18 protein-coding genes are annotated in these 24,298 nt (G+C 74.7%); 11 read left to right on the forward strand and 7 right to left on the reverse strand.

Features of this window, described 5'->3' with window-relative positions; translation table 11 throughout:
• Positions 1–189 precede the first annotated feature (189 nt).
• The gene (locus ACIQ9P_RS07285; RefSeq protein ID WP_402351084.1) at positions 190–1,395 is read right to left on the reverse strand and encodes an NlpC/P60 family protein; all 1,206 of its coding nucleotides are present in this window, start codon (positions 1,393–1,395) and stop codon (positions 190–192) included.
• Positions 1,396–1,592: 197 nt separating this feature from the next.
• Entirely contained in the window at positions 1,593–2,444 is an 852-nt protein-coding gene (locus ACIQ9P_RS07290) for a hypothetical protein (protein ID WP_402351086.1), read from the reverse strand.
• Between the two features lie 213 nt (positions 2,445–2,657).
• On the opposite strand from ACIQ9P_RS07290, the gene htpG reads away from it, so the two are divergent.
• Positions 2,658–4,607 (forward strand): molecular chaperone HtpG, encoded by a 1,950-nt coding sequence (htpG, locus tag ACIQ9P_RS07295; RefSeq protein WP_402351089.1) that lies wholly within the window; start codon positions 2,658–2,660, stop codon positions 4,605–4,607.
• 133 nt (positions 4,608–4,740) lie between these two features.
• On the opposite strand, the gene fabV is transcribed toward htpG, so the two are convergent.
• Positions 4,741–5,955 (reverse strand): enoyl-[acyl-carrier-protein] reductase FabV, encoded by a 1,215-nt coding sequence (gene fabV / locus ACIQ9P_RS07300; protein ID WP_402351092.1) that lies wholly within the window; start codon positions 5,953–5,955, stop codon positions 4,741–4,743.
• Between the two features lie 406 nt (positions 5,956–6,361).
• Between fabV and ACIQ9P_RS07305 the strand changes: the two genes are divergently transcribed.
• Positions 6,362–8,014, forward strand: a complete 1,653-nt coding sequence (locus tag ACIQ9P_RS07305) for a phospholipase (protein WP_402351095.1) — start codon at positions 6,362–6,364, stop codon at positions 8,012–8,014.
• An 11-nt stretch (positions 8,015–8,025) separates the two neighbouring features.
• Here the strand turns inward: ACIQ9P_RS07305 and ACIQ9P_RS07310 are convergent, their stop codons facing one another.
• Positions 8,026–8,304: a hypothetical protein gene (locus tag ACIQ9P_RS07310; RefSeq protein ID WP_402351098.1), complete on the reverse strand. Its 279-nt coding sequence runs from the start codon at positions 8,302–8,304 to the stop codon at positions 8,026–8,028.
• Positions 8,305–8,530: 226 nt separating this feature from the next.
• On the opposite strand from ACIQ9P_RS07310, the gene ACIQ9P_RS07315 reads away from it, so the two are divergent.
• A complete protein-coding gene (locus ACIQ9P_RS07315; protein WP_402351101.1) occupies positions 8,531–9,268 on the forward strand; it encodes a phosphotransferase in 738 nt (245 codons plus the stop codon).
• Between the two features lie 196 nt (positions 9,269–9,464).
• On the opposite strand, the gene ACIQ9P_RS07320 is transcribed toward ACIQ9P_RS07315, so the two are convergent.
• Complete coding sequence (locus tag ACIQ9P_RS07320; protein WP_402351104.1) at positions 9,465–10,394, reverse strand: aminoglycoside phosphotransferase family protein; 930 nt, start codon at positions 10,392–10,394, stop codon at positions 9,465–9,467.
• Positions 10,395–10,753: 359 nt separating this feature from the next.
• On the opposite strand from ACIQ9P_RS07320, the gene ACIQ9P_RS07325 reads away from it, so the two are divergent.
• The 7 genes from ACIQ9P_RS07325 (at position 10,754) to ACIQ9P_RS07355 (ending at position 20,281) form a co-directional block, all read left to right on the forward strand.
• Positions 10,754–11,986: an Hsp70 family protein gene (locus ACIQ9P_RS07325; RefSeq protein WP_402351107.1), complete on the forward strand. Its 1,233-nt coding sequence runs from the start codon at positions 10,754–10,756 to the stop codon at positions 11,984–11,986.
• 169 nt (positions 11,987–12,155) lie between these two features.
• The gene (locus tag ACIQ9P_RS07330) at positions 12,156–13,052 is read left to right on the forward strand and encodes a hypothetical protein (protein WP_402351109.1); all 897 of its coding nucleotides are present in this window, start codon (positions 12,156–12,158) and stop codon (positions 13,050–13,052) included.
• Positions 13,053–13,199: 147 nt separating this feature from the next.
• A complete protein-coding gene (locus ACIQ9P_RS07335) occupies positions 13,200–14,255 on the forward strand; it encodes a hypothetical protein (protein WP_402351112.1) in 1,056 nt (351 codons plus the stop codon).
• Positions 14,256–14,327: 72 nt separating this feature from the next.
• Positions 14,328–15,854 carry a hypothetical protein gene (locus tag ACIQ9P_RS07340; RefSeq protein ID WP_402351115.1) on the forward strand — a complete coding sequence of 509 codons (1,527 nt, stop codon included), beginning with the start codon at positions 14,328–14,330 and terminating at the stop codon, positions 15,852–15,854.
• The gene (locus ACIQ9P_RS07345) at positions 15,851–17,857 is read left to right on the forward strand and encodes a dynamin family protein (protein ID WP_402351117.1); all 2,007 of its coding nucleotides are present in this window, start codon (positions 15,851–15,853) and stop codon (positions 17,855–17,857) included. Before ACIQ9P_RS07340 ends, ACIQ9P_RS07345 begins: the two co-directional genes overlap by 4 nt.
• Before the next feature lie 4 nt (positions 17,858–17,861).
• A complete protein-coding gene (locus ACIQ9P_RS07350; RefSeq protein ID WP_402351120.1) occupies positions 17,862–18,806 on the forward strand; it encodes a hypothetical protein in 945 nt (314 codons plus the stop codon).
• 38 nt (positions 18,807–18,844) lie between these two features.
• Positions 18,845–20,281: a dynamin family protein gene (locus ACIQ9P_RS07355; RefSeq protein ID WP_402351123.1), complete on the forward strand. Its 1,437-nt coding sequence runs from the start codon at positions 18,845–18,847 to the stop codon at positions 20,279–20,281.
• Positions 20,282–20,449: 168 nt separating this feature from the next.
• Here ACIQ9P_RS07355 and ACIQ9P_RS07360 read toward each other — a convergent pair whose 3' ends face one another.
• Together ACIQ9P_RS07360 and ACIQ9P_RS07365 are read right to left on the reverse strand one after the other, a co-directional pair.
• Positions 20,450–21,640 (reverse strand): hypothetical protein, encoded by a 1,191-nt coding sequence (locus ACIQ9P_RS07360; RefSeq protein ID WP_402351126.1) that lies wholly within the window; start codon positions 21,638–21,640, stop codon positions 20,450–20,452.
• Positions 21,637–22,401, reverse strand: a complete 765-nt coding sequence (locus ACIQ9P_RS07365) for a Crp/Fnr family transcriptional regulator (RefSeq protein WP_402351129.1) — start codon at positions 22,399–22,401, stop codon at positions 21,637–21,639. Before ACIQ9P_RS07365 ends, ACIQ9P_RS07360 begins: the two co-directional genes overlap by 4 nt.
• A gap of 237 nt (positions 22,402–22,638) precedes the next feature.
• Here ACIQ9P_RS07365 and ACIQ9P_RS07370 point away from each other — a divergent pair, with 237 nt between their 5' ends.
• A complete protein-coding gene (locus tag ACIQ9P_RS07370) occupies positions 22,639–24,213 on the forward strand; it encodes a S8 family peptidase (protein WP_402351132.1) in 1,575 nt (524 codons plus the stop codon).
• Positions 24,214–24,298: the final 85 nt, after the last annotated feature.

The raw sequence follows: 24,298 nt of genomic DNA on the forward strand, positions 1-24,298 counted from the left end.
GCTCCACCTCTCCGCGGGATGCGAGCAGCCCGGCCGCGCGGCCGGGCACGGATCCCTCACGTTATCCGCAGAATTCCTGACCTTTCATCGGATGAGAGATGGTGGATGGTTCTGCCCGTTTCCGACGGAATGCGATCGTTCGGGATCGCGAGTGCGGAGCGGGGTGGGCGGGGTACCGGCCCGCCGCCGCTACGGGCGGACGGCTCCCATGTAGGGCATGACGCCGATCGCGAGGACCTCGATGTTCTTGCCGGTGCGGGGAGCGTGGATCATCTTGCCGTCGCCGATGTAGACGCCCACGTGGTGCAGGTCGCCGTAGAAGAAGACCAGGTCGCCCGGCTGGAGGTCGCCGCGGGCGATCCGGGTGCCGATCTTCCACTGCTCCTGGGAGGTACGGGGGATCTTGACGTCGGCGGCGCGGTAGGCGGCGCCGGTGAGGCCGGAGCAGTCGAAGCTGCTGGGGCCGGTCATGCTCCAGCCGTAGGGCTTGCCGAGCTGGGCGTAGGCGAACTGCACGACGGCGGCGCCGCGTCCACCGGCGGCCGGCGGCGCCGGGGTGGTGGCGGGGGTCTGCGGGGCGGTGCCGGCGCCCTTGTCGACGGGCGTCTTCGGAGCTGTTTCCTTGGGCGCGGCTTCCTTCGGCGCGGTGTCCTTGGGCACGGCCTCTTTCGGAGCGGCCTTCGCCCGGTCGGCCGCCTCCTGCGCGGCGGTGGCCCTGGCGCGCTCGGCAGCGGCGGCGGCCTGCTGGGCGGCGGCCTTGGCCCGTTCCGCGGTCTCCTGGGCGTTGATCCGGGCGCGCTCCTCGGCGCTGAGCGTGTTGAGCAGCGCCTGGGACTGGGCGAGTTTGGCCTGGACCTTGTTCTTCTCGGCCCCGAGGGAGGCGCCGACGGCGTCGAGTTCGGCGAGAGTGGAGGTCGCCTCGGCGCGTTCCTGGTCGAGCTTGCGCTGCTCGTCCTGGACCCGCTTGAGCAGCTCCGTCCAGGACCCGGCGATCTGGCTCTGCACCGAGGCACGTCCCAGGTAGCCGGCCGGGTCGGAGTCGAGCATGAGCTGGACGCCCGGGTCGATGCCGTTGTTGCGGTACTGCTCGGCGGCCATCACACCCAGCTGGGACCGCAGTTCGTTCAGGTCTCCCTGGCCGCGGGCGACCTTCTCCTGGATCCGGTTGGCCTCGCCCTGGAGCTTCTGCTGCTTCTCCTGGAAGCCGTTGAAGCGTTCGATCGCCTGCTCGGCCTCCTCGTTCAGCCGGTCCACCTGCTCCTGGACGGAGGCGATGGTGGGCGCGGGTTCGGCGTGGGCGGTGCCGGACATCAGGACCGCGCCGCCGGCCACGGCCGTGGTGACGACCGCGAGGCGGGCCCGGCTCGGCGGGCTGGGCTTGCGACGCATTCCCATGGTGGCGGGCGCTCCTTCGGCTGGCCTGGACGGACACCGGAGAAACGCTTTGGGGGTCCTCGCGGGTTCAGCCCGGGGCGCGGAGCGGCCCGAAAGGGCACCGTGGGGGCACCGGGGCGGTGCGGGGGAGTTCCGGACGGCCCTCGGCGGGGAGTCCCCGGAGGGGCGGGGAGTCCGCCGCCCTCGGCCCGTCGTCCTCAGCCCGCCGTCCCGGCACCGGCCGGCTGCTCGGCGTCGCCGAAGCGGGCCAGGGTGAGGGCGCCGAGCACGGCCGCGGCGAAGCCGGCGACGGCCAGCGGAGTGAGGTCGTGGCGGGTGCGGTCGCCGAGCAGGAGGACGCCGACGACGGCCGGCCCCAGGGTCTCGCCGAGCACCATGGCCGCCGTCGCCGCCGTCACCGAACCGGTCTGCATGGCCCAGGTGAGGGCGGCGAAGCCGCCGAGGCCGGCCAGGGCGATCGCGTAGGCGGAGGGTTCGGCGAGCAGGTCCGGCAGCCGGGGGTCGGGAAGCACCCGGACGGCGACCCCGACCACGCCGAACTGGAGACCGGCGACCAGGCCCAGCAGCGGGGCCCGGCGGTGGTCGGTGAAGCGGACCACCACCCAGCCCGCGCCGATCAGCAGCAGCGAGGCGAGCAGCACGCCGAGCCGCAGCGCGGTGCTGCCCCGGCCGGGTCCGTCCCTCCCGGCGCTCACGGCGAGCACGCACAGCCCCACGCAGACGGCCGCCACCCCGGCCCACTCGCTGCTCCGCAACCGCACCTTCAGCACCCGGGCGGCGCCGACGGCGGTCACGGCCAGGGCGGAGGCCAGCACCGCCTCGACCTCGTACAGCGGCAGCCGGTCCAGGGCGAGCAGTTCGGCGCCGAAACCGAGCATGTCCATCCCGACGCCGACGAGGAACGGCCACTGCCGGAACGCTCCGGCGAGTGCCGCCGCCCCGCCGGGCGGCTGTCCGGCCGCGGCGCGGCGGGCCCCGACCGCCTGGAGCACGGTGGCGGAGCCGGTGAGCAGGGCGGCGGCCAGGGCCGCGAGCAGGCCGAAGGACATGCGCCGACGGTACGGTCCGCCGTCGTCCGGGCTCCGCTCCGGCACGCCGGGGGAAGGGCCTACGATTCCGGTGGCCGGTACGTGTCCGTGCGGAGCCGTACCGTGTCCGTCCGTCATCACCGCACCACCGCACCACCCGTCCTTGCAGTCACTACCGTGATTGCCGTTGTCACCGTCATGCTGTCGTGCTGTTGTGCTGAAAGGGGCCCCAGAGTGGCCAGTAGTGTCGAGACGCTGGAATTCCAGGCCGAGACCCGGCAGTTGCTCCGGCTGGTGATCCACTCGATCTACTCGAACAAGGACATCTTCCTGCGCGAGCTGATCTCGAACGCCTCCGACGCGTTGGACAAGCTGCGGCTGGAATCGCTGGCCGGTTCCACCGTCGGCGCCGACACCTCGGACCTGCACATCGGCCTGGAGGTCGACCGCGACGCCCGGACCCTGACCGTCCGTGACAACGGAATCGGCATGAGCCGGGACGACCTGGTCGACCTGATCGGCACCATCGCCAAGTCCGGGACCGCCGGTCTGCTGGAGAAGATCAAGGAGTCCCAGGACGCAGCCGCGGCGCAGAGCCTGATCGGGCAGTTCGGCGTCGGCTTCTACTCGGCGTTCATGGTCGCCGACAAGGTCACCCTGCTGACCCGGCGCGCCGGGACCGACGCCGGTACCCGGTGGGAGTCCGACGGCGAGGGCACCTACGAGCTCCAGGCCGTCGACGGTCTGCCGGTGGGCACCTCGGTCACCCTGCACCTCAAGCCCGTGGACGGGGAGGACGGCCTGGCCGACTACCTGGCCGGGTGGAAGATCCGCCAGATCGTCAAGCAGTACTCGGACTTCATCCGCTGGCCGATCCGGATGGCCGCCGAGGCCGTCCCGGGCGCCCAGGATGCCGAGGAGGGCGGGAGCGGCGAGGACGCCGCCGGGGAGCCCGCCGTCGAGACGCTCAACTCGATGAAGGCGCTCTGGGCCCGACCGCGCAGCGAGGTCACCGAGGCCGAGTACACCGAGTTCTACCAGCAGATCAGCCACGACTGGCTCGCTCCCGCCGAGACCATCCACATGCGGGCCGAGGGCACGTTCGAGTACGAGGCGCTGCTCTTCGTCCCCGCGCAGGCGCCGTTCGACCTGTTCTCGCGCGAGACCAAGCGCGGCGTGCAGCTGTACGTCAAGCGGGTGTTCATCATGGACGACTGCGAAGCGCTGATGCCGAACTACCTGCGCTTCGTCAAGGGAGTGGTGGACGCCCACGACCTGTCGCTGAACATCTCGCGGGAGATCCTGCAGCACGACCGCCAGATCCAGGCCGTGCGGCGGCGCCTGGTCAAGAAGGTGCTCGGCGCGCTCAAGACCGTGCAGGGCAACGACGCCGAGCGCTACACCAAGCTGTGGGACCAGTTCGGCCGCGCGCTGAAGGAGGGGCTGGTCGAGGACCCCGACAACTCCCAGGCCCTGCTGGAGCTGCTGTCGCTCCCCTCCACCCACGACGCCGAGCGGACCACCACCCTGCGCGCGTACGTGGAGCGGATGAAGGAGGGGCAGGAGGCGATCTACTACCTGACCGGCGAGACCCGTACCGCGGTGGAGAACTCCCCGCACATGGAGGCGTTCACCGCCAAGGGCTACGAGGTGCTCGTCCTCAGCGACCCGATCGACGAGATCTGGGCCGACCGGATCCCCGCCTTCGACGGCCACCGCTTCCGGTCCATCGCCAAGGGCCAGGTCGACCTGGACGAGGCGGCCGACGAGGGCGGGGACGCCGAGGCCGAGCGGACCCGGCGCGAGCAGGACTTCGCCGAGCTGCTGCCCTGGCTGACCTCGGCACTGTCCGAGCAGGTGAAGCAGGTCCGGCTGTCCTCGCGGCTGACCACCTCCGCGGCCTGCATCGTCGGCGACGCCGACGACCTCTCCCCGACGCTGGAGAAGATGTTCCGGGCGACCGGGCAGGAGATGCCCCCGGTCCGGCGCACCCTGGAGCTCAACCCGGGCCACCCGCTGATCACCGCCCTGCGCACCTCGCACGCGACCGACCCGGCGAACCCGGCGCTGACCGAGATCGCCGAGCTGGTGTACGGCGGCGCGCTGCTCGCCGAGGGCGGGGACCTGCCGGACCCGGCCCGCTTCACCCGGCTGCTCACCACCCATCTGACGCGGGGCCTGTAGGGCATCCGGGTGCGGCCCGCCGTGTTCCGCGCGGAACACGGCGGGCCGCACCCCGGGAGCGTGGTGTCCGCGCGTCCCCCCCTCCGCCCCTCCGCCCGTCCGCCCGTCCGCCGTGTCCTCGGCCTGCGTCCGATCAGGCGTCGGCGTCCGGCCAGGGGACGTCGGTGGCGACCGGGGCGGTGTAGTCGACGCCCGGTACGCCGAAGCCGTAGAGGCGCCGGACCTCGGCCCGGAACCAGTCGAGGTCGGCGAGCCCGGCGACGGTGTCCGTGGTGGCGGCCCGCCAGCGTTCGGCCACGGCGGCCTGGACGGCGTCGGCGAGTTCCCAGTCGTCCAGGCGGATCCGGCCCTCCGGGTCGAGGGCGAGCGGGGCGGCGCCGGTCAGCCGGTCCCACAGGGTGGCGAGCTGCTGGACGGGCGGGACCATGTCCTCGCCGAGGACGCCGCGCAGCAGGCCGGTGTAGAGGGCGATGCCGGGGACGGCGGTCGAGGACTGGGTGACGGCGGCGCCGTTGACGGAGGTCACGGCGCGTCCGCCCAGCTCCCGGCGGAGGCGCTCGTCGAGGGTCCGGGCGGTGTCCTCCAGGTGCACCTTGGCCGCGCCGATGGTGCCCTTGCGGTAGATCGCCTCGGTCAACGGGGAGCCGATGTAGGAGAGCGCGGCGGTGGTGAAGCCCTCGGCGAGCAGGCCCCGGCCGGCCAGGTGGTCGATCCAGCGTTCCCAGTCCGCGCCGCCCATGACGGCCACCGTCTGCTCGATGTCGTCGCCCTCGGCCGGCGCGGTCTCGATCTCGCGGACCTCCGCGGCGCCCTCGTCGTCGAAGACCAGGGTGCGGGTGCGGCTCGCCGCGCCGATCGGCCTGAGCACGGAGGCGTAGGTCGTCCCCGAGTCGGGGTCGGTGCGGCGGGGCGCCGCGACGGAGTACACCAGGTGGTCCAGGCGGCCGCCGAAGCGCTCCTGGAGGAGCTCGGCCACCTGGTCCTTCATCGCGTCGGAGAAGGCGTCGCCGTTCAGGAGGACGAGGTCCTGTCCGGCCGCGCGGGCGAGTTCGGCGGTGGCGGCGGTGCGGTACCAGCCCGCGGTGGCGGTGCGCCGCCCGGTCGGGGCCTTCTCGAAGGACACCGCGATCCCGCGGACACCGGCCCGCTTGAGGCCGGCGACGGTGGCGGCGAGGCCGTAGCCGGCCGAGGAACCGATGACCAGGGCGACCGGCCCGTCACCGTCGGGCAGCCGGTCCGGGGCGGGGCAGGCATCCCACATGTCGGTCACCAGCTGCCGGCAGCCCGCCGGGTGGGCGTCGAGGAAGAGGAAGCCCCGGTTGCGGGGAGTGAGAACACGGGGGGTCATGGAGGTCCGTCCTGGGGGGTCGTCCGGGGTTGGCCGGGGTCGGCCGGGGTCGGCCGGGGTCGGCCGGGAACGAGGTGCGGCGTCCGGTGGGGCCGCCGTTGTGCTGCCAGTCTGCGGCGGCGGGGGCACGGAAGCGGGAGGTGTCCGGGGACAACGATCATGAGCGGATCTTGGAGGGCTTGCACCAGGTGCCGGCTGCGGCGGCGGCCCGCCGATGGCGGCCTGACGTGGGGTGATGTCCCCGACGGACGGCGGGGGCCGGGTGGCGGGGGCCGAACGGCGGGTGGGATTCCGGCCCGCCGGCTCATTGTCATGTGCAAATTGGACGAGATATTACTTCTGGGTAATGTTGCGGCGTCCGACGGGTGAACGACGAAGCACCCGCCATGCTCTGAAGGAACATCACGTGTCCCGACCCGGCTCCCGCCGCTCCGGTCGCGCGCTGCGCACCGCCCTCGCCGCCGCCGCGGCCACCACCCTGCTCGCCGTCGTCCCGACCGCGCCCGCCCACGCCGCGTCCGGCGCTCCGGGTGCCCCGGGTGCCGCCCACCTCGACGCCGTCGAACGCGTCCTCCGGGAGGTGTCCCCCGGACTGGAGGGCACCGTGTGGCAGCGCACCGAGGGCAACAGCCTGCCCGGAGCCGAGAACGCCGCCGGCCCGGCCGACTGGCTGCTCCAGACCCCCGGCTGCTGGGGCGACCCCGCCTGCGCGGACCGGCCCGGCACCCGCGCCCTGCTCGCGAAGATGACCGCCGATGTCGCCGCCGCGACCCGCACGGTCGACATCTCCACCCTCGCGCCGTTCCCCGAGGGCGGCTTCGAGGACGCGGTCGTGGCCGGTCTGAAGGCCGCCGTCGCGGCCGGGAACCGCCCCGTCGTCCGGATCCTGGTCGGCGCCGCGCCGGTCTACCACGCGAATGTGCTGCCCTTCCGCTACCGGGACGAACTGGTCGCCAAGCTCGGTCCCGCCGCCGCCTCGGTCAGCCTCGACATCGCCTCGATGACCGCCTCGCGCACCGCCTTCTCCTGGAACCACTCCAAGATCCTGGTCGTCGACGGACGCACCGTCATCTCCGGCGGCATCAACGGCTGGAAGAACGACTACCTCGACACCGCGCACCCGGTGTCCGACGTCGACCTCGCGTTGAACGGTCCGGCCGCCACCTCCGCCGCCCGCTACCTGGACACCCTCTGGGAGTGGACCTGCGGGCGCACCGGGGTGTTCGACAACGCGTGGTTCGCCTCCTCGGACGGCGGCGGGTGCCGCCCGTCGATCGAGCGCGAACTCAACCCGCCGGCCGCCGCCACCGGAAACGTCCCGGTGATCGCCGTCGGCGGTCTCGGCGTCGGCATCAAGGACGTCGACGCCAGGTCCGTGTACCGGCCCGGGCCCGTGGCGGGCGCGGCGGACGCCAAGTGCAGCATGTTCACCCTGCACGACAACACCAACGCCGACCGCGACTACGAGACCGTCAACCCCGAGGAGAACGCCCTGCGCGCCCTCGTCGGCAGCGCGCGCGAGCACATCGAGATCTCGCAGCAGGACCTCAACGCCACCTGTCCGCCGCTGGCCCGCTACGACGCCCGCCTCTACGACACCCTCGCGGCCAAGCTCGCCGACGGGGTCAAGGTGCGGATCGTGGTCAGCGACCCGGCCAACCGGGGTGCCGTCGGCAGTGGCGGCTACTCGCAGATCAAGTCCCTCGCCGAGATCAGCGATGTGCTCAGGGCCCGGCTGACCGCGCTCACCGGCGACAGGGGGAAGGCCACCACCGCCCTGTGCGGCAACCTCCAGCTCGCCACCTTCCGCGCCGCGCCCACCGCCACCTGGGCCGACGGACACCCGTACGCGCTGCACCACAAGCTGGTCGCGGTGGACGGCTCGGCCTTCTACATCGGCTCGAAGAACCTCTACCCGGCCTGGCTGCAGGACTTCGGCTACATCGTCGAGGACGGCAACGCCGCCGCGCAGCTGGACCGCGAGCTGCTCGCGCCGGAGTGGCGCTACTCGCAGGCCACGGCGACCGTCGACTGGGCCACCGGACTCTGCCGCGCCTGACCGGCGGTGCGTCAGTCGTCGGCGTTCGGGGCGCCGCCGAGCCCGTCGCGCCGCCGTCCGGGGCCGCGGTCCTGGTTGCGGTCGCGGGCGCGGCAGGGGAGGTGGCGGGCGAGCGCGTCACCGCAGTTGGCCGCGGCCACCCGTCGCAACAGGCCCGCGAACCGGGTGACGAGCGGGCGCAGCCGGGTCCGGAGGGCCGCGTCGGCATGGGCGTCGAGACGCTCGACGGCGGAGCAGAGCCGGGTGACGAGGTGTGCGGTACCGCGAAGCGCACGGCGGAGGTGGTTCACGGGAGTGCAACCGGCGGCTCACCCGACCGGTTCCGGCCGACGGCCGGGTGGCCGATGCCAGTCACCCGGCCGTGCGCCCCGTGCGCCCCGCCTACGCCCCGTCCGCGCCGGCGCGAGCCTCGGGCGGGGCGGGCCGGGGCGGGTCGGGCCGGGGCGGGGTCGGGCCGTGGTGCAGGCGGGCGATAATCCGATGTACGGCAACGGCAGTCCCGGGATACTGGCCGCCATGGATGAGGTCGAGATCGTTGTCGCCCATTCCGAGCGCGCGACCCTGCGGCTCGGCGACGTCTTCCTGAAGGTGGACGCCGACCGGGCGCGCGTCGACGTGGAGGTCGAGGCGATGGCGCTGGCGCCGGTCCCGACCCCGGAAGTGTTGTGGCGGAAGCCGTCCGTGCTCGCGCTCGCCGCCCTCCCGGGGACGGCGCTCGGTCGCCTGGGCGCGCCCTCCACCGCGTCGCCGGCCGCGTGGGCCGCGACGGGCGCCGCCGTCCGGAAGCTGCACGACGCGCCGCTGCCGTCCTGGCCCGGCCGGGGCGGCACCACCCTGGCCGCGAATCTCGACGCCGAGTGCGCGTTGCTCGTGCGGAACGGCGTCCTGCCCGCCGACCTGGTCGGCCGCAACCGCCGGATCGCCGAGGCCGCGCTCCGGCCGTGGACACCGGCGTTCACGCACGGGGACCTGCAGATCGACCATGTGTTCGTCGACGGTGACGAGGTCACGGGGATCATCGACTGGTCCGAAGCGGGCCGGGGCGACGCCATGTTCGACCTCGCCACCCTGACGCTCGGACACGAGGAGCGCCTCGGGGACCTCCTCGCCGGCTACGGCACCGACGTCGACCTCGACGTGATCCGCGCCTGGTGGTCCCTGCGGAGCCTGATGGTGGTCCGCTGGCTGGTCGAGCACGGCTTCGACCCGTTCGCGCCCGGGTGCGAGGTCGACGTGCTGAGGTCGACGCGCTGAGATCACGGCACGTGTCGCCGGTCTCCGAAATTCAGGGAGCACGGTGGCGAACCGTCCTTCACACGCCCGAGAGGGCTCTCCACGCGCGGGTCGTGCCCTGCCCGCGATCGCGGATCGGGCCCGGCCGCCGACGAACCGGCCCCGAGCGATTCCCGGGGCCCGGCGCCGTCGAGCGCTTCGGTGTGCCGGACGGTCTTCAGTCGCGGCGGTGACGCAGCAGTGCGGTGGCGATGGCCGCCTGGGTCGGTTCCAGCGCGGTCCGGCCGTCCTCGATGTCCCAGAGGGCGTTCTGCAGCACCCGGGCGAGGGTCCAGCCGGCGGCGCGGGGGCGGTCCAGGTCGAGGGTCTCGGTGAGCAGGTCGAAGCGGCGCAGTACGGTGCGGCCCGCGTCGGCGCCCGCCAGCACGGCGTCCCAGCGCTGGTCGATCGCGGGGAGCAGGTCGAACCCCGGGTCGCCGGAGAGCGGTTCGGGGTCGATGGCGAGCCAGGGTTCGCGCTCGCCGGCGAGGACGTTGCCGTCGTGCAGGTCCCAGTGCAGCAGCCGGTCACCGGGTTCGTCGAGCAGGGGGGCGACGGCCGCCGCGCAGTCCCGCAGCAGTCGGCGTTCGTCCGGGTCGTGCAGGGCCGGGATCGCTCGGGGTGCCTCGTCCAGCATCGCGGCGGCGATCGCGTCGAGCCGGCGCAGCCCCGGCGGGGCGGGAGCGGCGGTGAGCCGGGCCATCAGTTCGGCGAGCAGGTGCAGTGCGGTGTCGTCGTCGGCCACGGTGCCGAGCGGGCGGGCGGCGTCGAGACGTTCGAGCAACTGGGTTCCGCTGTCGGCGTGGTGGTCGAGCAGCAGGACGGCGCCGGCTCCGCGCCAGGTCCGCAGCCCCGCCGCCACCCCGGCCGTCTCGGGGCGGACCTGCTGCAGCCGCAGGACGGCGGGGGAGTCGTCCGGCCGACGGACCGGCAGGACCAGGGAGGCCATTCCGTGGGCGGCCGGACCGTCCGGGCGCAGGCTCCAGCGGTCGATGAACTCGGCTGCCAGTCCGGGTAGTTCGCGGATCCATTGACGTTCGGCGGCGCCGTGCGCGCGGTAGGTGTCGGCGAACGCCCCGGGGACGTCGATCGGGCCGGACGTGGTCATCGGAACCTCCTCGGCGGGGCCGCGGTGCGCCCTCGGTCGTCCGGTCCCGACTCTCGCACGGACCGGCCGCCCGGTCGAATCGACAGGAGCGGCACGGGATTCGGTCAGCTGACGGTGTCTCGGTCGAACCGTGTGCCGAGACTGGTGGTGGCACCCCGGCCCGGGGGAGCGGGGTGCCACCCGCAACGGCTTGCGGCGCCCGGCTCCAACCGGCAATGCCCATGCCATTGTTACAAGATGTCCCGAACTTCTCCACAAACGCCTCCGGGGCCCTAGCATCCTGCGCGGGATTGCCGGAGGATCGCCGTCCGGCTCCGTCCGTGCGCCCCCGTGAATCCGCAACTCCCTTGCGAGGAAACGTGTCTGACTGGTCATTGGCCATCGACTTCGGTACCTGCTTCACCACTGCGGCCGTCCGGGTCGAGCAGTCCGGCCCGGAGTCCGGCGGGGCGACGGGCGGCGCGACAGGTGGCGCCATGGGCGGAGCGGCGGCGGTCGAGATCGAGAACAGCCGCTACCTGCCGTCCCTGGTCTGCCTGGGCGACGACGGACGGCTGCTCACCGGCCGGGCCGCCGTCCAACTCGCCGCCCAGCGCCCGGAACGCGCCGAGCACCATCCCAAGCGGGCGCTGCTGCGGCAGTCGGCCGTGCTGCTGGACGACCGCGAGGTGGAGACCGTCGACCTGGCCGCCGCCGTGCTCGCCCGGGTCGCCGCCGAGGCGCGGGCGCGGTTCGGCGGGACGGACCCGGCGCGCCGCGTGCTCACCCATCCCGCCGACTGGTCGCCCGCCGACCTGGACCGGCTGGTCGAGGCCGCCGGCCGGGCCGGGCTGGACGCGCCGGACCTGCTGCCCGAACCGGTCGCCGCCGCCCGCTTCCACGCGGCGAACACCCCGGCCGGCGACCTCGGGCCGATCGCCGTCTACGACCTGGGCGGCGGCACCGTGGACACCGCCGTCCTCCGCCGGGAGGGGGACGGCTTCCGCGCCGTCGCGGTGGCCGGGGACCCGGACTTCGGCGGTCGCGACCTGGACCAGGCCCTGTTCGAACTGCTCCGGGAGCGGGCCCTGGACCTCGACCCGGTGCCCTGGCAGCGCCTCCAGGCCGACCGGACGCCCGTCGGTGCCCATCAGCGTTCGCAGTTGTCACGTGAGGTGACCCTGGCCAAGGAGTCGCTGTCGAGCACCGGCACGGTGTACCTCGCGGTGCCCGGTTACCCGGAGCCGTTCGTCGTGCAGGGCGGCGAGTACCGGGCCGCCGTCACCCCGGCGCTCACCGCCTCGGTGGGGCTGCTGGAACGGACCGTCGCCCGCGCCGGTCTGACCCCGGCCGAACTCGGGGCCGTCGTGCTGTGCGGGGCGGCGAGCCGGACGCCGCCGGTGGCGGACCTGGTCGCCGCCCGGCTCGGCCGCATCCCCGAGCCGACGGCCGACCCGAAGGCCGCCGTCGCCCTCGGCGCCCTCACCGACCCGCCCGCACCGGTGCTCCCGGCCGGGGCCGCCGCCGGGGAGGCGGGATCCGCCGTCGGCGGTGGGCGGTGGGCGGTCGCCCACTACCCGGCCGAGGTCGACCCCTGGTTCGACCACGACTGAGCCCTGCCGGGCGGTCCGCGGGGTGTGCGCCGCCGCGCCGTGCTCCGCGCTGCCCGAGAACGGGACCTTTCCACCTGATCCGACCTGTTTCCAGCTGCTTCACCCTGCTTCACCCTGCTTCGACCGGAACCGACCCGACCCGAGACCCGCGACAACCGCGAGGAACCGCATGGACATCGTGATGCTCGGCCACAGCGCGGCCGGGAAGACCAGCTACCTCTCGCTCATGTACGCCGCCATGTGCGACGGTGTCGAGGGCATGACCCTGCGCACCGCCGACCGCGACGCGCACCGCTCGTTGCTCGCCGACGCCCGCGCCATCCTCCGCGGCCACTACCCGCGTGCCAGCGACCGGCCCCGGTGCTACGAGTTCGTGCTCTGCCACGACGGCGACGAGATCCTCCCCTTCCGCTGGACGGACCACCGCGGCGGCGCGCTGACCGAGCACCGCCGCTCCAGCCCGCAGGCCGCCAGCCTGCACGACGACCTGGTCCGGGCCGACGGGATCGTGCTGTTCGTCGACGCCCTCCGGCTGGACACCGACCCGGAGGCGGCCGAGGACGTCCGCAGGCTCGTCGTCCGCGTCCACCAGGCGGTCGCCGACCGGGAGGAGAGCCTCACCCCGTTGGTGATCGCCCTCACCAAGACCGATCTGGTCGACCTCGGCGCCGACGACGCGGAGGAACGATTCCTCGGCCCCTTCCTGCCGCTGATCCAGGCGGTGCAGGAGACCCGGCACATCCAGGGCGCGTTCATCCCGCTGGTCTGCGGTCCGGAGCCGGAGGGCGTGGCACTTCCGGTGCTGTGGACGCTCCGCTTCGGCATCGTGGGCCGGGCCATGGGGCTGTCCGCCTCGATCGAGAGCCTGATGGCTTCCGCCCGGCAGGCCGATCAGCGGGACACCCTGTGGGACCGGATCAGCAGTTGGTGGGAGGACGAGCCGTCCTGGGCCTCGATCCGGGACCGCGACCGGGCCCGCGCGGCGGCCGAACTCTCGCGCCTGGAACCCCTGGTGGCGCCGGCCAACCGGCTGGGCGAACTGCTGGAGGACGTCCTCTCGTTCTGAGCCGGCGCCCCCGCCGTCCGGGCTGCCCGACCCGGAGCCGACCGACCCGACCGATCCGACCGGGCCCGAACGACCCGAAGCCGAACGGCCCGACCGAACCGGTCGGACCCCGACCGACCCGCCCGCTCACCGAGAGGACCCCGCACCATGGCCGTCCCCAAGCTCACCCTGACCATGCTCGGCGCCAGCGGCTCCGGCAAGACCGCCTACCTGCACGGCATGTACAACCGTCTCTCGATGGGCGTTCAGGGCTACTACCTCTACGCCACCGATCCCGACCTCGACCTCGACCTCGCCGAGCACTGGGCCCTGCTGCGCCGCAACGGCACGATGCCCAAGGCCACTTCGGAGGACCCGATCACCTTCGACTTCGTGTTCCGGCGGGGCATGCGCGACCTCATGACCATCGACTGCGTCGACTTCCGCGGCAACGCCGCCGTGGACCGCCGCGGCACCGCCGACGACGTGGTCATGCTGCAGGACCGGATCGCGGTGTCCGACAGCATCATCGTGGCGCTCGACTCCGAGCACGTGGCCGAGTGGATCCGGCACGGCACCCCCGGGAACCTGGAGCGCTTCGGCGAGCCGATGGAGATCTCCCGCTTCGGTCGGGCGATCTCCGAGGTCTTCAGCAGCCGGCTGGACGCCGGTGATCCGGTTCCCGGCGTGACCGTCCTGCTCACCAAGGCCGACCTGCTCGCCGAGCGCACCGGCATGCGCGCCTCGGAGGCCCTGCAGGCCGTGGTCCGCAACCTCCGGAACCTCCTGCCCTGGCTGGCCGGCGAGGAGGCCGAAGGCGTCACGATGGCACTCTGCGCCGTCCAACTCGGCAACTTCGGCGGGGCGATCCAGACCACCGTGGACGCCAGCCGGATCGCCCCGAAGAACCTGCACCTGCCGATCATCTTCAGCCTCCGCCACTACCTCAGCGAGGGCATCGTGCGGAACCGGCAGGAGATGTCGCGGCTCTCCGACAACCTGGACGCCTCGCGCGGCGAACTGGCCGCGCTCAGCCAGGGGTTCTTCGGTGGGCTGTTCAAGGGACAGCAGAAGGACAGCGCCCGTCAGCAGATCGACCGGCTGGTCGCGAGCAGCTCCGCGACCGCCGCCGACCTCCAGAAGGCGCAGGACCGCTGCCGCGAACTGGACGACGAGCTGCGGGGGATCCCGATCTTCCGCGACGGCCGACTGCTGACGGACTGAGGCCGATGGTGTGGCGCCGAGGGAGCGACGGACTGATGGACCGACGGACCGACCCAGGGACGGACTGACGCGATGACGACGAACACGCAGTACGGGCCGGAGCCCGAACCGGACGACGGGTCCCTCCCGGCGCCCGCACCCGCACCCGCCGCACCCGCCGCACCCGCACCCACCGCACCCGTCGCAGAGGGTCCATCCGCGCCTGAGCCCGCCGCAGAGGGTCCCACCGCGGCGGACCGGGCCGCGCCGGGCGGCTGGTCGGCGCTGGTCTACGGCCGCACCCTCCAGGTCGACCAGTGGTGGCGGGCGCTCCCCGCCGGGGTCGACCGGCAGGGCGCGGTGGCGGACGCCGTGCGCGCCGTCGTCGCCGGTGGGAGCCGGCTGGAGGCGGGCCCGCGCTTCCTGCTCCACCGGGACGCCCATGGCGTTCTGGTCGGCGCCGCCTGCGAGTTGGGCCTGATCAGCCCGACCATGGTGCACGACCGGTTCGGTCGGCCGCTGTACGGCTTCGTGGGCTGGCACCGGGCGGCGGGACCGGGGGCGGCGGTCGGTCGGATCCCCGAACTCGCCGAGCTGACGAAGTACTTGGCCGAGTGGGCCGGGCCGGTCTACGCCGAGTGGATCGCGCCGACCTGGGAGGCGGTCGGCCGGGAGGAGGCCGAGCCCAGGACCACCCGGCCGGTGGCCGCCCCGTGGCGCGGGGTGCCGGCGTCGGCGCCCACGGCGGCGGTCTGGCTGCCGGCGCACTCGGCCGGCACCCACCTGCTGCCCGAGTCGGACGCGGCGGCCCTCTGGGCGGCGGCCGCGGCGAGCCGGGACCGGTGTCTGCTGGCCACCGGTTGGCGGCGGCGCTCCGACCCGACCGCGCACCGGTTCACGCATCTGACCAGCGCGGACTGCCGGGTGTACGAGCTGCTGCGGCCCCCGCCGCCACCCCCGCCGCCCCCGCCGCCCCTGCCACCGCGCCCCGCGCCCGTGGCCGGGCCCGGTCCCCTGGGCGGTTCGGCCGGGTACGACGGGAGGACCGGGCGGGACGGCGGGTCCGCCGACCAGGAGTCGTCGATCGGGGAGGCGCTCCGGGCCGGGCGCCGGGCGCTGAGGTGGGTCACGCGCGGCCTGCTTGCGTCCGAGGGGCCCGACCCCGCGGAGCAGGCCGGGACGGCTGGGAAGGCCGGGACCCGGCGCCACGGCGACGACCCGGCCACCGGCCGCGGCTACTACGGAGACCTGGACGGGCCGTCGACCGGCCGGCCCCAGCCGCCCGGCGGTGCCTACCCGACGTCCATGTACCCGACGCCCACCGGCCCGGCAGCCACGGGCCCCGCGTCCGGCCCCGCCTCCACCGATCCCGCCTCCACCGATGAGGGCCCCACCGATCGCGGGCCGGTCGGCCGCGCCGCCCCCGGCCACCCGGCGGAGCGCCCGTCGTACCGGCGGGCCCACGCCGTCGACCCCCAGCACGCCGACCTGTCGAACATGTTCGGCGAGTTCGACGAGCCCGAACCTCCGCCCGTCACCCCCGGGGACCCATCGGAGGGCCGCCCCGAGGGCCGCGGTCCGCAGGCCACCGACGACATCGCCAAGGGAGAATCCTCATGACCCCGCCCCGCCCCGAAGCCCCCTCCCGGACCCGCGTGCTGGACTTCGCGGCCCGCACCGCGGACCTCCTCGAACGCGCCGCCCGCACCGCCGCCGAGGCGCCCGCCACCCGGTCCGCCGCCGGGTCGCCCGCCGACCCGTCCGACACCCTCGGCGACGGCGTCCGGCGCCTCCGCGACGAGGCCGCCCGGGCCGCCGACGGCGCCGCCACCCTGGTCGTGGTCGGCGAGAAGAAGCGCGGCAAGAGCTCCACCATCAACAGCCTGGTCGGCGTCCCGGACCTGCTGCCGGTGGACGCCGACGTCGCCACCGGCGTCCACATCGTCGTCCGGCACGGCGAGCACCCGCGCGCCGTCGCCCACCTGCGCTCCGACGGTGACGCCCCGGGCGCCCGGCCGCGGAGCGAGGCGATCCCCCTGGAGCGGATCGCCGAGTACGCCGCCGTCGACCCGCGCACCGGCCGTCCGCACCGCCTCGACGTCCACCACGTCGAGGTCGAGCTGCCGGTCCCGCTGCTGGCCTCGGGGCTGGAGCTCGTCGACACCCCCGGTGTCGGCGGCCTCGTCGGTGGGCACGCCCAACTCGCCCTGGCCGCGCTGGAGAACGCCGACGCGCTGGTCTTCGTCGTCGACGGGTCCAGCGAACTCACCCGCTCCGAGCTGGACTTCCTCGCCCGGGCGACCGAGCGCACCGCCGAGACCGTGTTCGTGCTCGCCAAGACCGACAGCTACGACGCCTGGCCCGCCGTCGTCGAGCGCAACCAGGAACTGCTCGCCCTGCACGCCCCCCGGCACACGGCGGCGCCCTGGTTCCCGGTCAGCAACCGGGCCCGCCGGGACGCCGTCGCGGCCGCCGACGCGGGCGAACTCCAGGAGGCGGCCGAACTCCTGGCGGAGAGCGGTTTCGAACCGCTGGAGTCGCTGCTGCGCCGCCGGATCGCCGCCCGCGCCGCCGAACTGCGGCTCGCCAACGTGGTGCACGTCGCCCTCGCCGCCCTCGCCGCGCCGCTGGCCGAGCAGGAACTGCGGCTCCGGTCGCTCCAGCAGGAGCCGGGCCTGGCCGCCGAGGTCGAGCGGGCCGAGGAGGCGCTGCGGCTGCTCCAGCCGGACAGCGCGCAGTGGCGGCGCGCCCTGACGACCGGCTCCCGCGACCTCAAGAACGCCCTCCAGCTCGGCTTCCGGCGCAGCCTCAACGACGTCCGCAAGGTGGCCGAGGAGAAGATCGCCACCTCCGAACCCGCCGCGCTCGCCGAGGAGTTCCCGGCCGAGCTGGAAGCACAGGTGGAGGCGGTCTGGCTGCAGTTGGACAACGCGGCCCGCCGCGGCCTGGCCGTCCTGGAGGAGCGGGTCCGCCGAGAGTGCTCCACCGTGCTCGACGGCGGCGCCGACGCCGGACCCGCCGACGGATCCAGGCCCGGCACGGAACTGGCGGTGGTCGAGGACGGCGCCGTCATCCGCGCCGAACGCGACACCCTGCTGCCGGAGATGGTGCACTCCACCCACCGCGACGGCGGCCCGCTCGGGATGCTGGAGAACGTGATCCCGACCGTCGGCACCGCCGCCACCTTCGGCACCGTGATCGGCCTGCTCACCAGCAGCGTCCTGCTGCCCGCGGTGGCCAGTTACGCGATGCTCGCGGTCCTCACCCGCCGTCGGCGTCAGCGCGCCGAACTCGGCCGGGTGCGCGGCGACGCCACCCGCCACCTCAACCGGGTGCTGACCGAGCTGAGCACCGAGATCCCCGCGCAGATCACCGACCACGTCGACGGACTGGCCGACCGGCTCGGCCTCGCGCTGGACCGCGCGATCGCCGACGAGCGGCTCCGGCTGGAACGCCGACTGGCCGAGCACCGGCGCAACCTGGCCGCCTCCGCGGCCGAACTCGCCGCCGCCCGGGACCGCACCAGGCGCCGGATCGGCGCCCTCACCACCCTGCGCGACGAGGGCCTCGCCCTCGCGCACGGTCTGGCCGCCACCGGCGGCCCCGACCCGGACCGGAGCTGACCGCATGGACCTCACCCAACTGCGGCTGGTCGCCCTCGGCCACAGCAGCGCGGGGAAGAGCAGCTACCTCGCCGCGATGTACACCCACCTCGCGGCCGGCCGCAAGGGCTTCCGGCTGGTCACGGCCGACGCGGCCCTCGCCGAGCAACTCAGCGCCACCGGCAAGCTGTTGCGGCGAGGCACCTACCCCCAGCCGTCCTCCCGCCGGACGGAGCTGACGGCCGGGCTGGAGTTCGGCCGCCGCGAGGTCGTCGGCTTCGACTGGACCGACTACGGGGGCGGGGCGCTCACCGGTTCGGCCGCCGACGACCCGGAGACCGCGCAGCTGCTGGCCCGGCTCACCCACGCGGACGCGGTGGTCGTCTTCGCCGACACCCAGCGCCTCGCCACCGACCCCGAGGCCCGGGACGAGGTGCGCCGCACCGTGGTGCTGCTGCACCGCGCCGTCGACGAACAGCCCACGCCGCTCCCGGTCGTGCTCGTCTACACCAAGGCGGACCTCGTCACCGACCCCGCCGACTGGGCCAGGGCCCGGGCCGCGGCGGCCCCGCTGGAGGAACTGCTCGCCAGCGACGGACGGGTGCGCGGAACGGCCGTCGCGGTCTCCTGCGGGACAAGGACGCGCGGCGTCGCCGTACCCGTCCTGTGGTGCCTCTCCACTCTGCTCACCCACCGGGCGGAGGAGGTGGCCAGCAGCCTGGGGACGACCAAGGAGCTCATCAAGGACCTGCGCAAGGAGGCCAACGGGATCGACAGCCTGGTGTCCTGGTTCAAGGGGGTGGAGAGCGCGGCCAAACGGCTCAAGTACTGGGAGGAGGTCGGCCGGGAGGAGAAGGCGGAGCTGGCCCGGCTCGGCCGGCCGGCGCGGCGCCTGGCCCGGCTGCTGGCGAGCGAGCAGCGCGGCACCCGGCCCCCGGCGGCCGCACCGGCCGCGGCGGCCGCCCGGTGACGGCCGCTCCACCGCCGGGCGGTGAACTCGCGCCACTCGTGGCCGGGTTCACCGCCGAGCTCGAAGGCTCGCTGCCCCCGGGGGCGCCCGCCGCGGCGGTCCGGGCGGCCCGCGAGCGGTTGACCGGCCGCACCCTGCGGATCGCCGTCGGCGGCCGGATGAACGCCGGCAAGTCCACCCTGGTGAACGCCCTGCTCGGCCGCCGGCTCGCCGCCTCGGCCGCCACCGAGTGCACCACCGTGGTGGCCCGGTTCCGGCCCGGACCGCTCAACCGGATCCAGGTCCGCCACCGCGACGGCTCCGCCCACTGGCGGGTCGGCGGCCTGCCGCGCGATCCCCGGGACCTGGGCGTGCCCGCCGACCAGATCGCCGAGGTGCTGGTCGAGGCCGCCGGCCTGCGCCCCGTCGGCGACTGCGAACTCGTCGACACCCCCGGCCTCGACTCGCTCAGCGGCCTCGACGGGCCCGCGCTGGACGCCCTCGCCCACGCGGACGCGATGATCTACGTCATGCCGCACCCCGGTGCCGGCGACGCCGAGGCGCTCGGCGCACTGCGCGCCCAGGCCGACGGCCGGATGACCGCGCTCAACGCCGTCGGGGTGCTCAGCCGGATCGACCTGCTCGGCGAGGGCCACGGAGACCCCTGGCCACGGGCCCGGCAGGTGGCCGCGACCAACGCCGGCCGGCTGGCCGGGCTCGTCGACGAAGTCCTTCCGGTGGTCGGACTGCTCGCCCAGACGGCCCTCGGGGACGAGTTCACCGAACCCGACGCCGCCCTCGTCCGCCGGCTCGCCGACGCCCCCGCCGGTGAGGCGCGCCGCGCCCTCTACTCGGGCCGGCGCTTCCTCGACTGGGACACCGGGCCGCTCACCCGGACCGAACGCGAGCGGCTGTTCGGCCTGTTGGGCGTCTACGGCATCGACACCGCCCTCACGGCCGCCCGCCGCACCCGCGCCGAGGGCCGATCGATCGGGGCGGCCGGCCTGCTCACGGAGTTCCGCGCGGCCTCCGGCATCACCGCCGTGGTCGACCACCTGTGTCTGCGCCTGGTCGACGCCGCCGACGTGCTGCGCTCTGCCGCCGCCCTCGGTGCCGTCGAGGCGGCCCTGGGCGCCGGCGAGGACCTCCCCGCCGACCTGCTCCGGCAGGCCCGCGCCCGGATCGGCGAACTGCGCCGGCACCCGGAGCTGCGTCGCCATGAACTCGCCCGCGCCCTGGCCGCCGTGGCCGGGCGGCGGATCGAACTCGACCCGGACGCCGCCGGTGCCCTGATCGCCCTCGCCACCGGCCGCACCCCGGCCGCCCGGCTCCGACTGCCCGAGGACACCGCCCCCGCCGAGCTGCGCCGGGCGGCGGCGCGGGCCGCCCGGGACTGGCGCCGCCTGGAGGACGGCCCGCTGCGCGACGTCGGCCGGTACGCGCGGATCGCCCGGGAACTGTGCGAGGGCATCTACTTCGCCACGCCACCGGTGTGACCCCGCCACCCACCGGAAGGCGTCCCGCGACCGACCTGACCGACCTGACCGACCTGACCGACCTGACCGACCTGAGAGACTTTGGAGACCTGACCGACACGACCCGCTGCGGGAGCGCCACCGCGGCGAGAACGTCCACGGGCCCGGCCCGGGCGTCCCGACCGGGGATCAGTGGTGCGGGCCGTGCCACCAGGGGCCGCCGCCGGGGTCGTGGTCGGGGTGGTCCGGTGAGGCGAAGGGGTCGTTGAGGTCGCCGTGGTGCCCGTCGTGGTGGCCGTGGTCGTCGACGTACGGCGTGCCGGTGTCCTCGTGAGAGGAGTCGTGGTAGGAGTCGTGGTGGCCCGGGTCGGTGGACCAGCCGTCGGTCCCGTGGCCGTCGTGGTGCCACCCGTCGTCGTGGTGCGCTCCGCCCCCGTGCTCGGGGGAGTGGTCGCCCCCGTCGTGGCCGGTGCTCCCGTCGTGGTGCCCGTGGTGCTGGTCCTCGCCGTACCCGTCGTGGTCGCCGTGGCCGTCGTGCCCACCCTGCTGCTCGGGCCCGTGCTGCCCGTCGTGGTGTCCGCCCTCGGTCCCCTCGTGGTGCCCGTGGTGGTGCCGCCCGTCGGCCGGGTCCCCGTCGTGGTGCGCCGGCGGGTCGTCGTGGTGCCCGGCCGGCGGGGTCGCGCCGAGGGCGATGCCGACGGCGGCGTCGCCGAGTCCGCGCAGCAGCGCCGGGCCCCGCCCCCGGCGCGGGGTGCCGGCGGCGGCCGGCGGGGCGAGCGCCACCAGGGCGCCGTCCCGGGGGGTGCCGAGCCAGGCGGTCGTCTTGAAGCGTTTGGCCGGGAGGGACACCGTGATGCTGGTGAACCCGTTCACGGGGAGGCCACCGGCCCCGGCCGCGAAGGCGTCCGCGAACAGGTCGTCGGCGACGACCAGGGCCAGGTCGGTGTCCGGGGTGTTCTTGAGCGCGGACCGGGCGTGCTCGCAGTCGAGCAGCCGACAGGCCGTCTCCACCGCGCGGGCCACGAAGCCGAGCGCGGCGCGTTGGACCCCGCCCTGGGCGAGGGCGGCCCGGATCCGGAGCCGCCCCGCGGTGCCGGGGGTCCGGTTGAGGGTGTGCAGGGCGTCGCGGAGGCCGAGGACGAGCCCGGGCAGCGCCTTGGCCTCGTCGACGTCGGGCGGCAGCAGGAGGAGTTGGCCGTCCCCCCGGTCCTGCGACTCGCAGCGTGCCCGGTCGACGCCGGCCCGTCCGCAGGCGTGGTCCAGGGCGCGGTCCAGGCGCTCCTGGACGGTCTGCTGCACCCAGTAGGGCCGGCCGCTGTACGCCTCGATGTCGACGACCAGGACGACCCGGCGCAGCCTGGGGGCGAGGGCGGGGCTCATGCCCGGCCGCCCCGGTCGGCGGGGAGGGTGAGCCCGGCGGCCGCGGCGAGCGGTGCGCGGTCCCGGACGACCAGCCGACGGTAGCTGGTGCGGACGGCGCCCTGGTCGCGGAGGGTGCGCAGGGAGCGCTCGACGCTGGCGGCGGACAGCCGGGCGAGCGCGGCGAGGTCGGCGTGGCTGAGCGGGATGTCGATCCGCAGGCCGTGCTCGGTGGGCACGCCGCAGGAGTCGAGCAGGATGAGCAGGGTGCGGGCGAGCCTGGCGAGGCCGGTGCCGTGGCCGACGTCGATCCGGTAGCGGGTGGCCAGACGGAGTTTGCGGGTGACGGAGCGCTGGAGCGCGAGCGCGGCCGCGGGCCGGTCGGCGAGGTAGTCCAGGAAGGCCGCGCCGCCGATCTCCCGGGTGGTGCTGGTGCGGACGGCGAGGACGCTGGCGGAGCGCGGTTCGCCGTCGAGGACGGCGAGTTCGCCGACGAGTTCGCCGGGTTGGCGGATGGCGAGCAGGGCCTCGCCGCCGTCCTCGGTGGCGGCCACGACCTTGACCCAGCCGGTCAGCAGCACCACGACCCGGTCGCCGGGTTCGCCCTCGATCATCAGGGCCTCGTTGTGCGAGTAGATCCGCTTGGTGCCCAGGCCGTGCAGGGTCCGCAGGTCGTCGCTGCCGAGCCCGGAGAACGGGCCGCGCTCGAAGGGAACGACCGTGGCGGTGCCGGGTCTCGCCCGTCCCGCCGCCGTACCGGACCGGTCCCGTGTGCTGTCCATGCTGCCTGCCCCCACCCGGTCGGCAACCCGCCCCCAAGGGGGCGATTCCGTACGGAACATAGCGCACCGCCCGCCGCGGTGTCAGTCCCGGAGCACCGTGCGCCGCCGGTCCGCCCGGCTTCGGGTTCGGTCGTCGACGAAGCACAACCACAGTCTGTTGCTGCTGACTTGACGATGCGTCAGCATGCGGGGGAGCGAGGTGCCGGGACCGGGCCTCGGACCGGAGGGGGTCGGACGGTGGTTTCAGGAACACGCCTGCGCGACATCTGCGCGGTGCTCGGCGCGGTCGTCGCGCTGTCGATCGGCGCCGGCGGGGCGCTCCCCGCCTCGGCGGCGGTACCGGAGGGGATCGTGCAGGGCGAGGGTTCGCCCGGCGCCGTCCCCGGCACCTACGTCGTGGTGCTCAAGCCGACGGCGGCGCGGGGACGTTCGGTCGCGGACGGCGCGGGGGCGCTGGCCCGCGCGTACGGCGGCACGGTGCGCCGCAGCTACGACGCGGCGCTGTCCGGCTTCTCGGCCGCGCTGACGGCGAAGCAGGCGCGCCGGCTGGCCGCCGATCCGGCGGTGGCGGTGGTGTCGCAGAACCGCCGGGTGCGGGTCGACGGCGTGCAGACCTCGCCGGACTCCTGGGGGCTGGACCGGGTCGACCAGCGGCGCTTCCCGTACGACGACCGCTACACCTACCCGGACACGGCCGGCGCCGGGGTGACGGCGTACATCATCGACACCGGGGTGCGGATCACCTCGGAGGAGTTCGACGGGCGGGCCTCCTACGGCTACGACGCCATCGACGGCGACGACGTCGCCGACGACGGCTACGGCCACGGCACCCACGTCGCGGGGACGGTGGCCGGCAGCTCGTTCGGGATCGCCAAGGCGGCCAGGATCGTCTCGGTCCGGGTGCTGAACGACGACGGCGAGGGCACCACCGAGCAGGTGGTGGCGGGGATCGACTGGGTCACCGGGCACGCCGTCCGCCCGGCGGTGGTCAATATGAGCCTCGGCAGCGATCCGGACCCGGCGCTGGACGCGGCGGTGGCCGGGTCGATCGCCACGGGCCTGACCTACACCGTCGCGGCGGGCAACCAGAGCGTGGACGCGAGCGAGCACTCCCCGGCCCGGGTGCCGAGCGCCATCACCGTCGGCGCCACCGACCGCTCCGACGTCCAGGCGTCGTTCTCCAACTACGGTCCACTGGTGGACCTCTGGGCGCCGGGCGTGGACATCACCTCGGCCTGGTACGTGACCGACTACGGCGGCCTCGGGATCCAGATGTCGGGCACCTCGATGGCGGCCCCGCACGTGGCGGGCGCCGCCGCGCTGTACCTGGCGTCCCACCCGGCCGCCACCCCCGCCCAGGTGGCCGCGGCCCTGACCTCGGCGGCGACCGCCGGGTCGCTGCACGGGCTGGGCGCGGGTTCGCCGGACCGGCTGCTGTACACCGGCACGGTGCCGAACCGGCCGCGCGGACCGTTGTTCGCCGCGCCCGGGCCGGTGGGCTTCGACGGGAAGGGCACGGTGGTCTCACCGGTCACGGTCACCGGCGTCACCGGCAAGGCCCCGCGCGACCTCGACGTCAGCGTCGACATCGGCTACTGGTGGCGCGGCGACCTCAAGGTGGAGCTGGTGGCCCCGGACGGCGCCGCGTTCCTGCTGCACGACACCGACATCGGCGAGGCGTACACGGACCTGGTCGGCGTCTACGGGGTGGACGCCTCCGCGCACACCGCGGCCGGGGTCTGGCGGCTGCGGGTGACCGACGTGGGCGGCTACTTCCCCGGCACGATCAACAGCTGGTCGCTCCGGTTCTGACGGCGGCGGGTGTTCCGGTTCCGTCGGCTGCCTCCGTCGGCTCGGTACGACGGCGGCGGCGACCGCCGGTCGGGGGCGGCCGGCC

The sequence above is a fragment of the Kitasatospora sp. NPDC094019 genome, from assembly GCF_044764505.1.
GTDB lineage: Bacteria > Actinomycetota > Actinomycetes > Streptomycetales > Streptomycetaceae > Kitasatospora.

Coding starts and splice junctions, on each gene's coding strand:
- ACIQ9P_RS07285 (WP_402351084.1), bottom strand. CDS start 1,395: ATGGGAATGCGTCGCAAGCCCAGCCCGCCGAGCCGGGCCCGCCTCGCG.
- ACIQ9P_RS07290 (WP_402351086.1), bottom strand. CDS start 2,444: ATGTCCTTCGGCCTGCTCGCGGCCCTGGCCGCCGCCCTGCTCACCGGC.
- fabV (WP_402351092.1), bottom strand. CDS start 5,955: ATGACCCCCCGTGTTCTCACTCCCCGCAACCGGGGCTTCCTCTTCCTC.
- ACIQ9P_RS07315 (WP_402351101.1), top strand. CDS start 8,531: ATGGATGAGGTCGAGATCGTTGTCGCCCATTCCGAGCGCGCGACCCTG.
- ACIQ9P_RS07320 (WP_402351104.1), bottom strand. CDS start 10,394: ATGACCACGTCCGGCCCGATCGACGTCCCCGGGGCGTTCGCCGACACC.
- ACIQ9P_RS07330 (WP_402351109.1), top strand. CDS start 12,156: ATGGACATCGTGATGCTCGGCCACAGCGCGGCCGGGAAGACCAGCTAC.
- ACIQ9P_RS07335 (WP_402351112.1), top strand. CDS start 13,200: ATGGCCGTCCCCAAGCTCACCCTGACCATGCTCGGCGCCAGCGGCTCC.
- ACIQ9P_RS07340 (WP_402351115.1), top strand. CDS start 14,328: ATGACGACGAACACGCAGTACGGGCCGGAGCCCGAACCGGACGACGGG.
- ACIQ9P_RS07345 (WP_402351117.1), top strand. CDS start 15,851: ATGACCCCGCCCCGCCCCGAAGCCCCCTCCCGGACCCGCGTGCTGGAC.
- ACIQ9P_RS07350 (WP_402351120.1), top strand. CDS start 17,862: ATGGACCTCACCCAACTGCGGCTGGTCGCCCTCGGCCACAGCAGCGCG.
- ACIQ9P_RS07360 (WP_402351126.1), bottom strand. CDS start 21,640: ATGAGCCCCGCCCTCGCCCCCAGGCTGCGCCGGGTCGTCCTGGTCGTC.
- ACIQ9P_RS07365 (WP_402351129.1), bottom strand. CDS start 22,401: ATGGACAGCACACGGGACCGGTCCGGTACGGCGGCGGGACGGGCGAGA.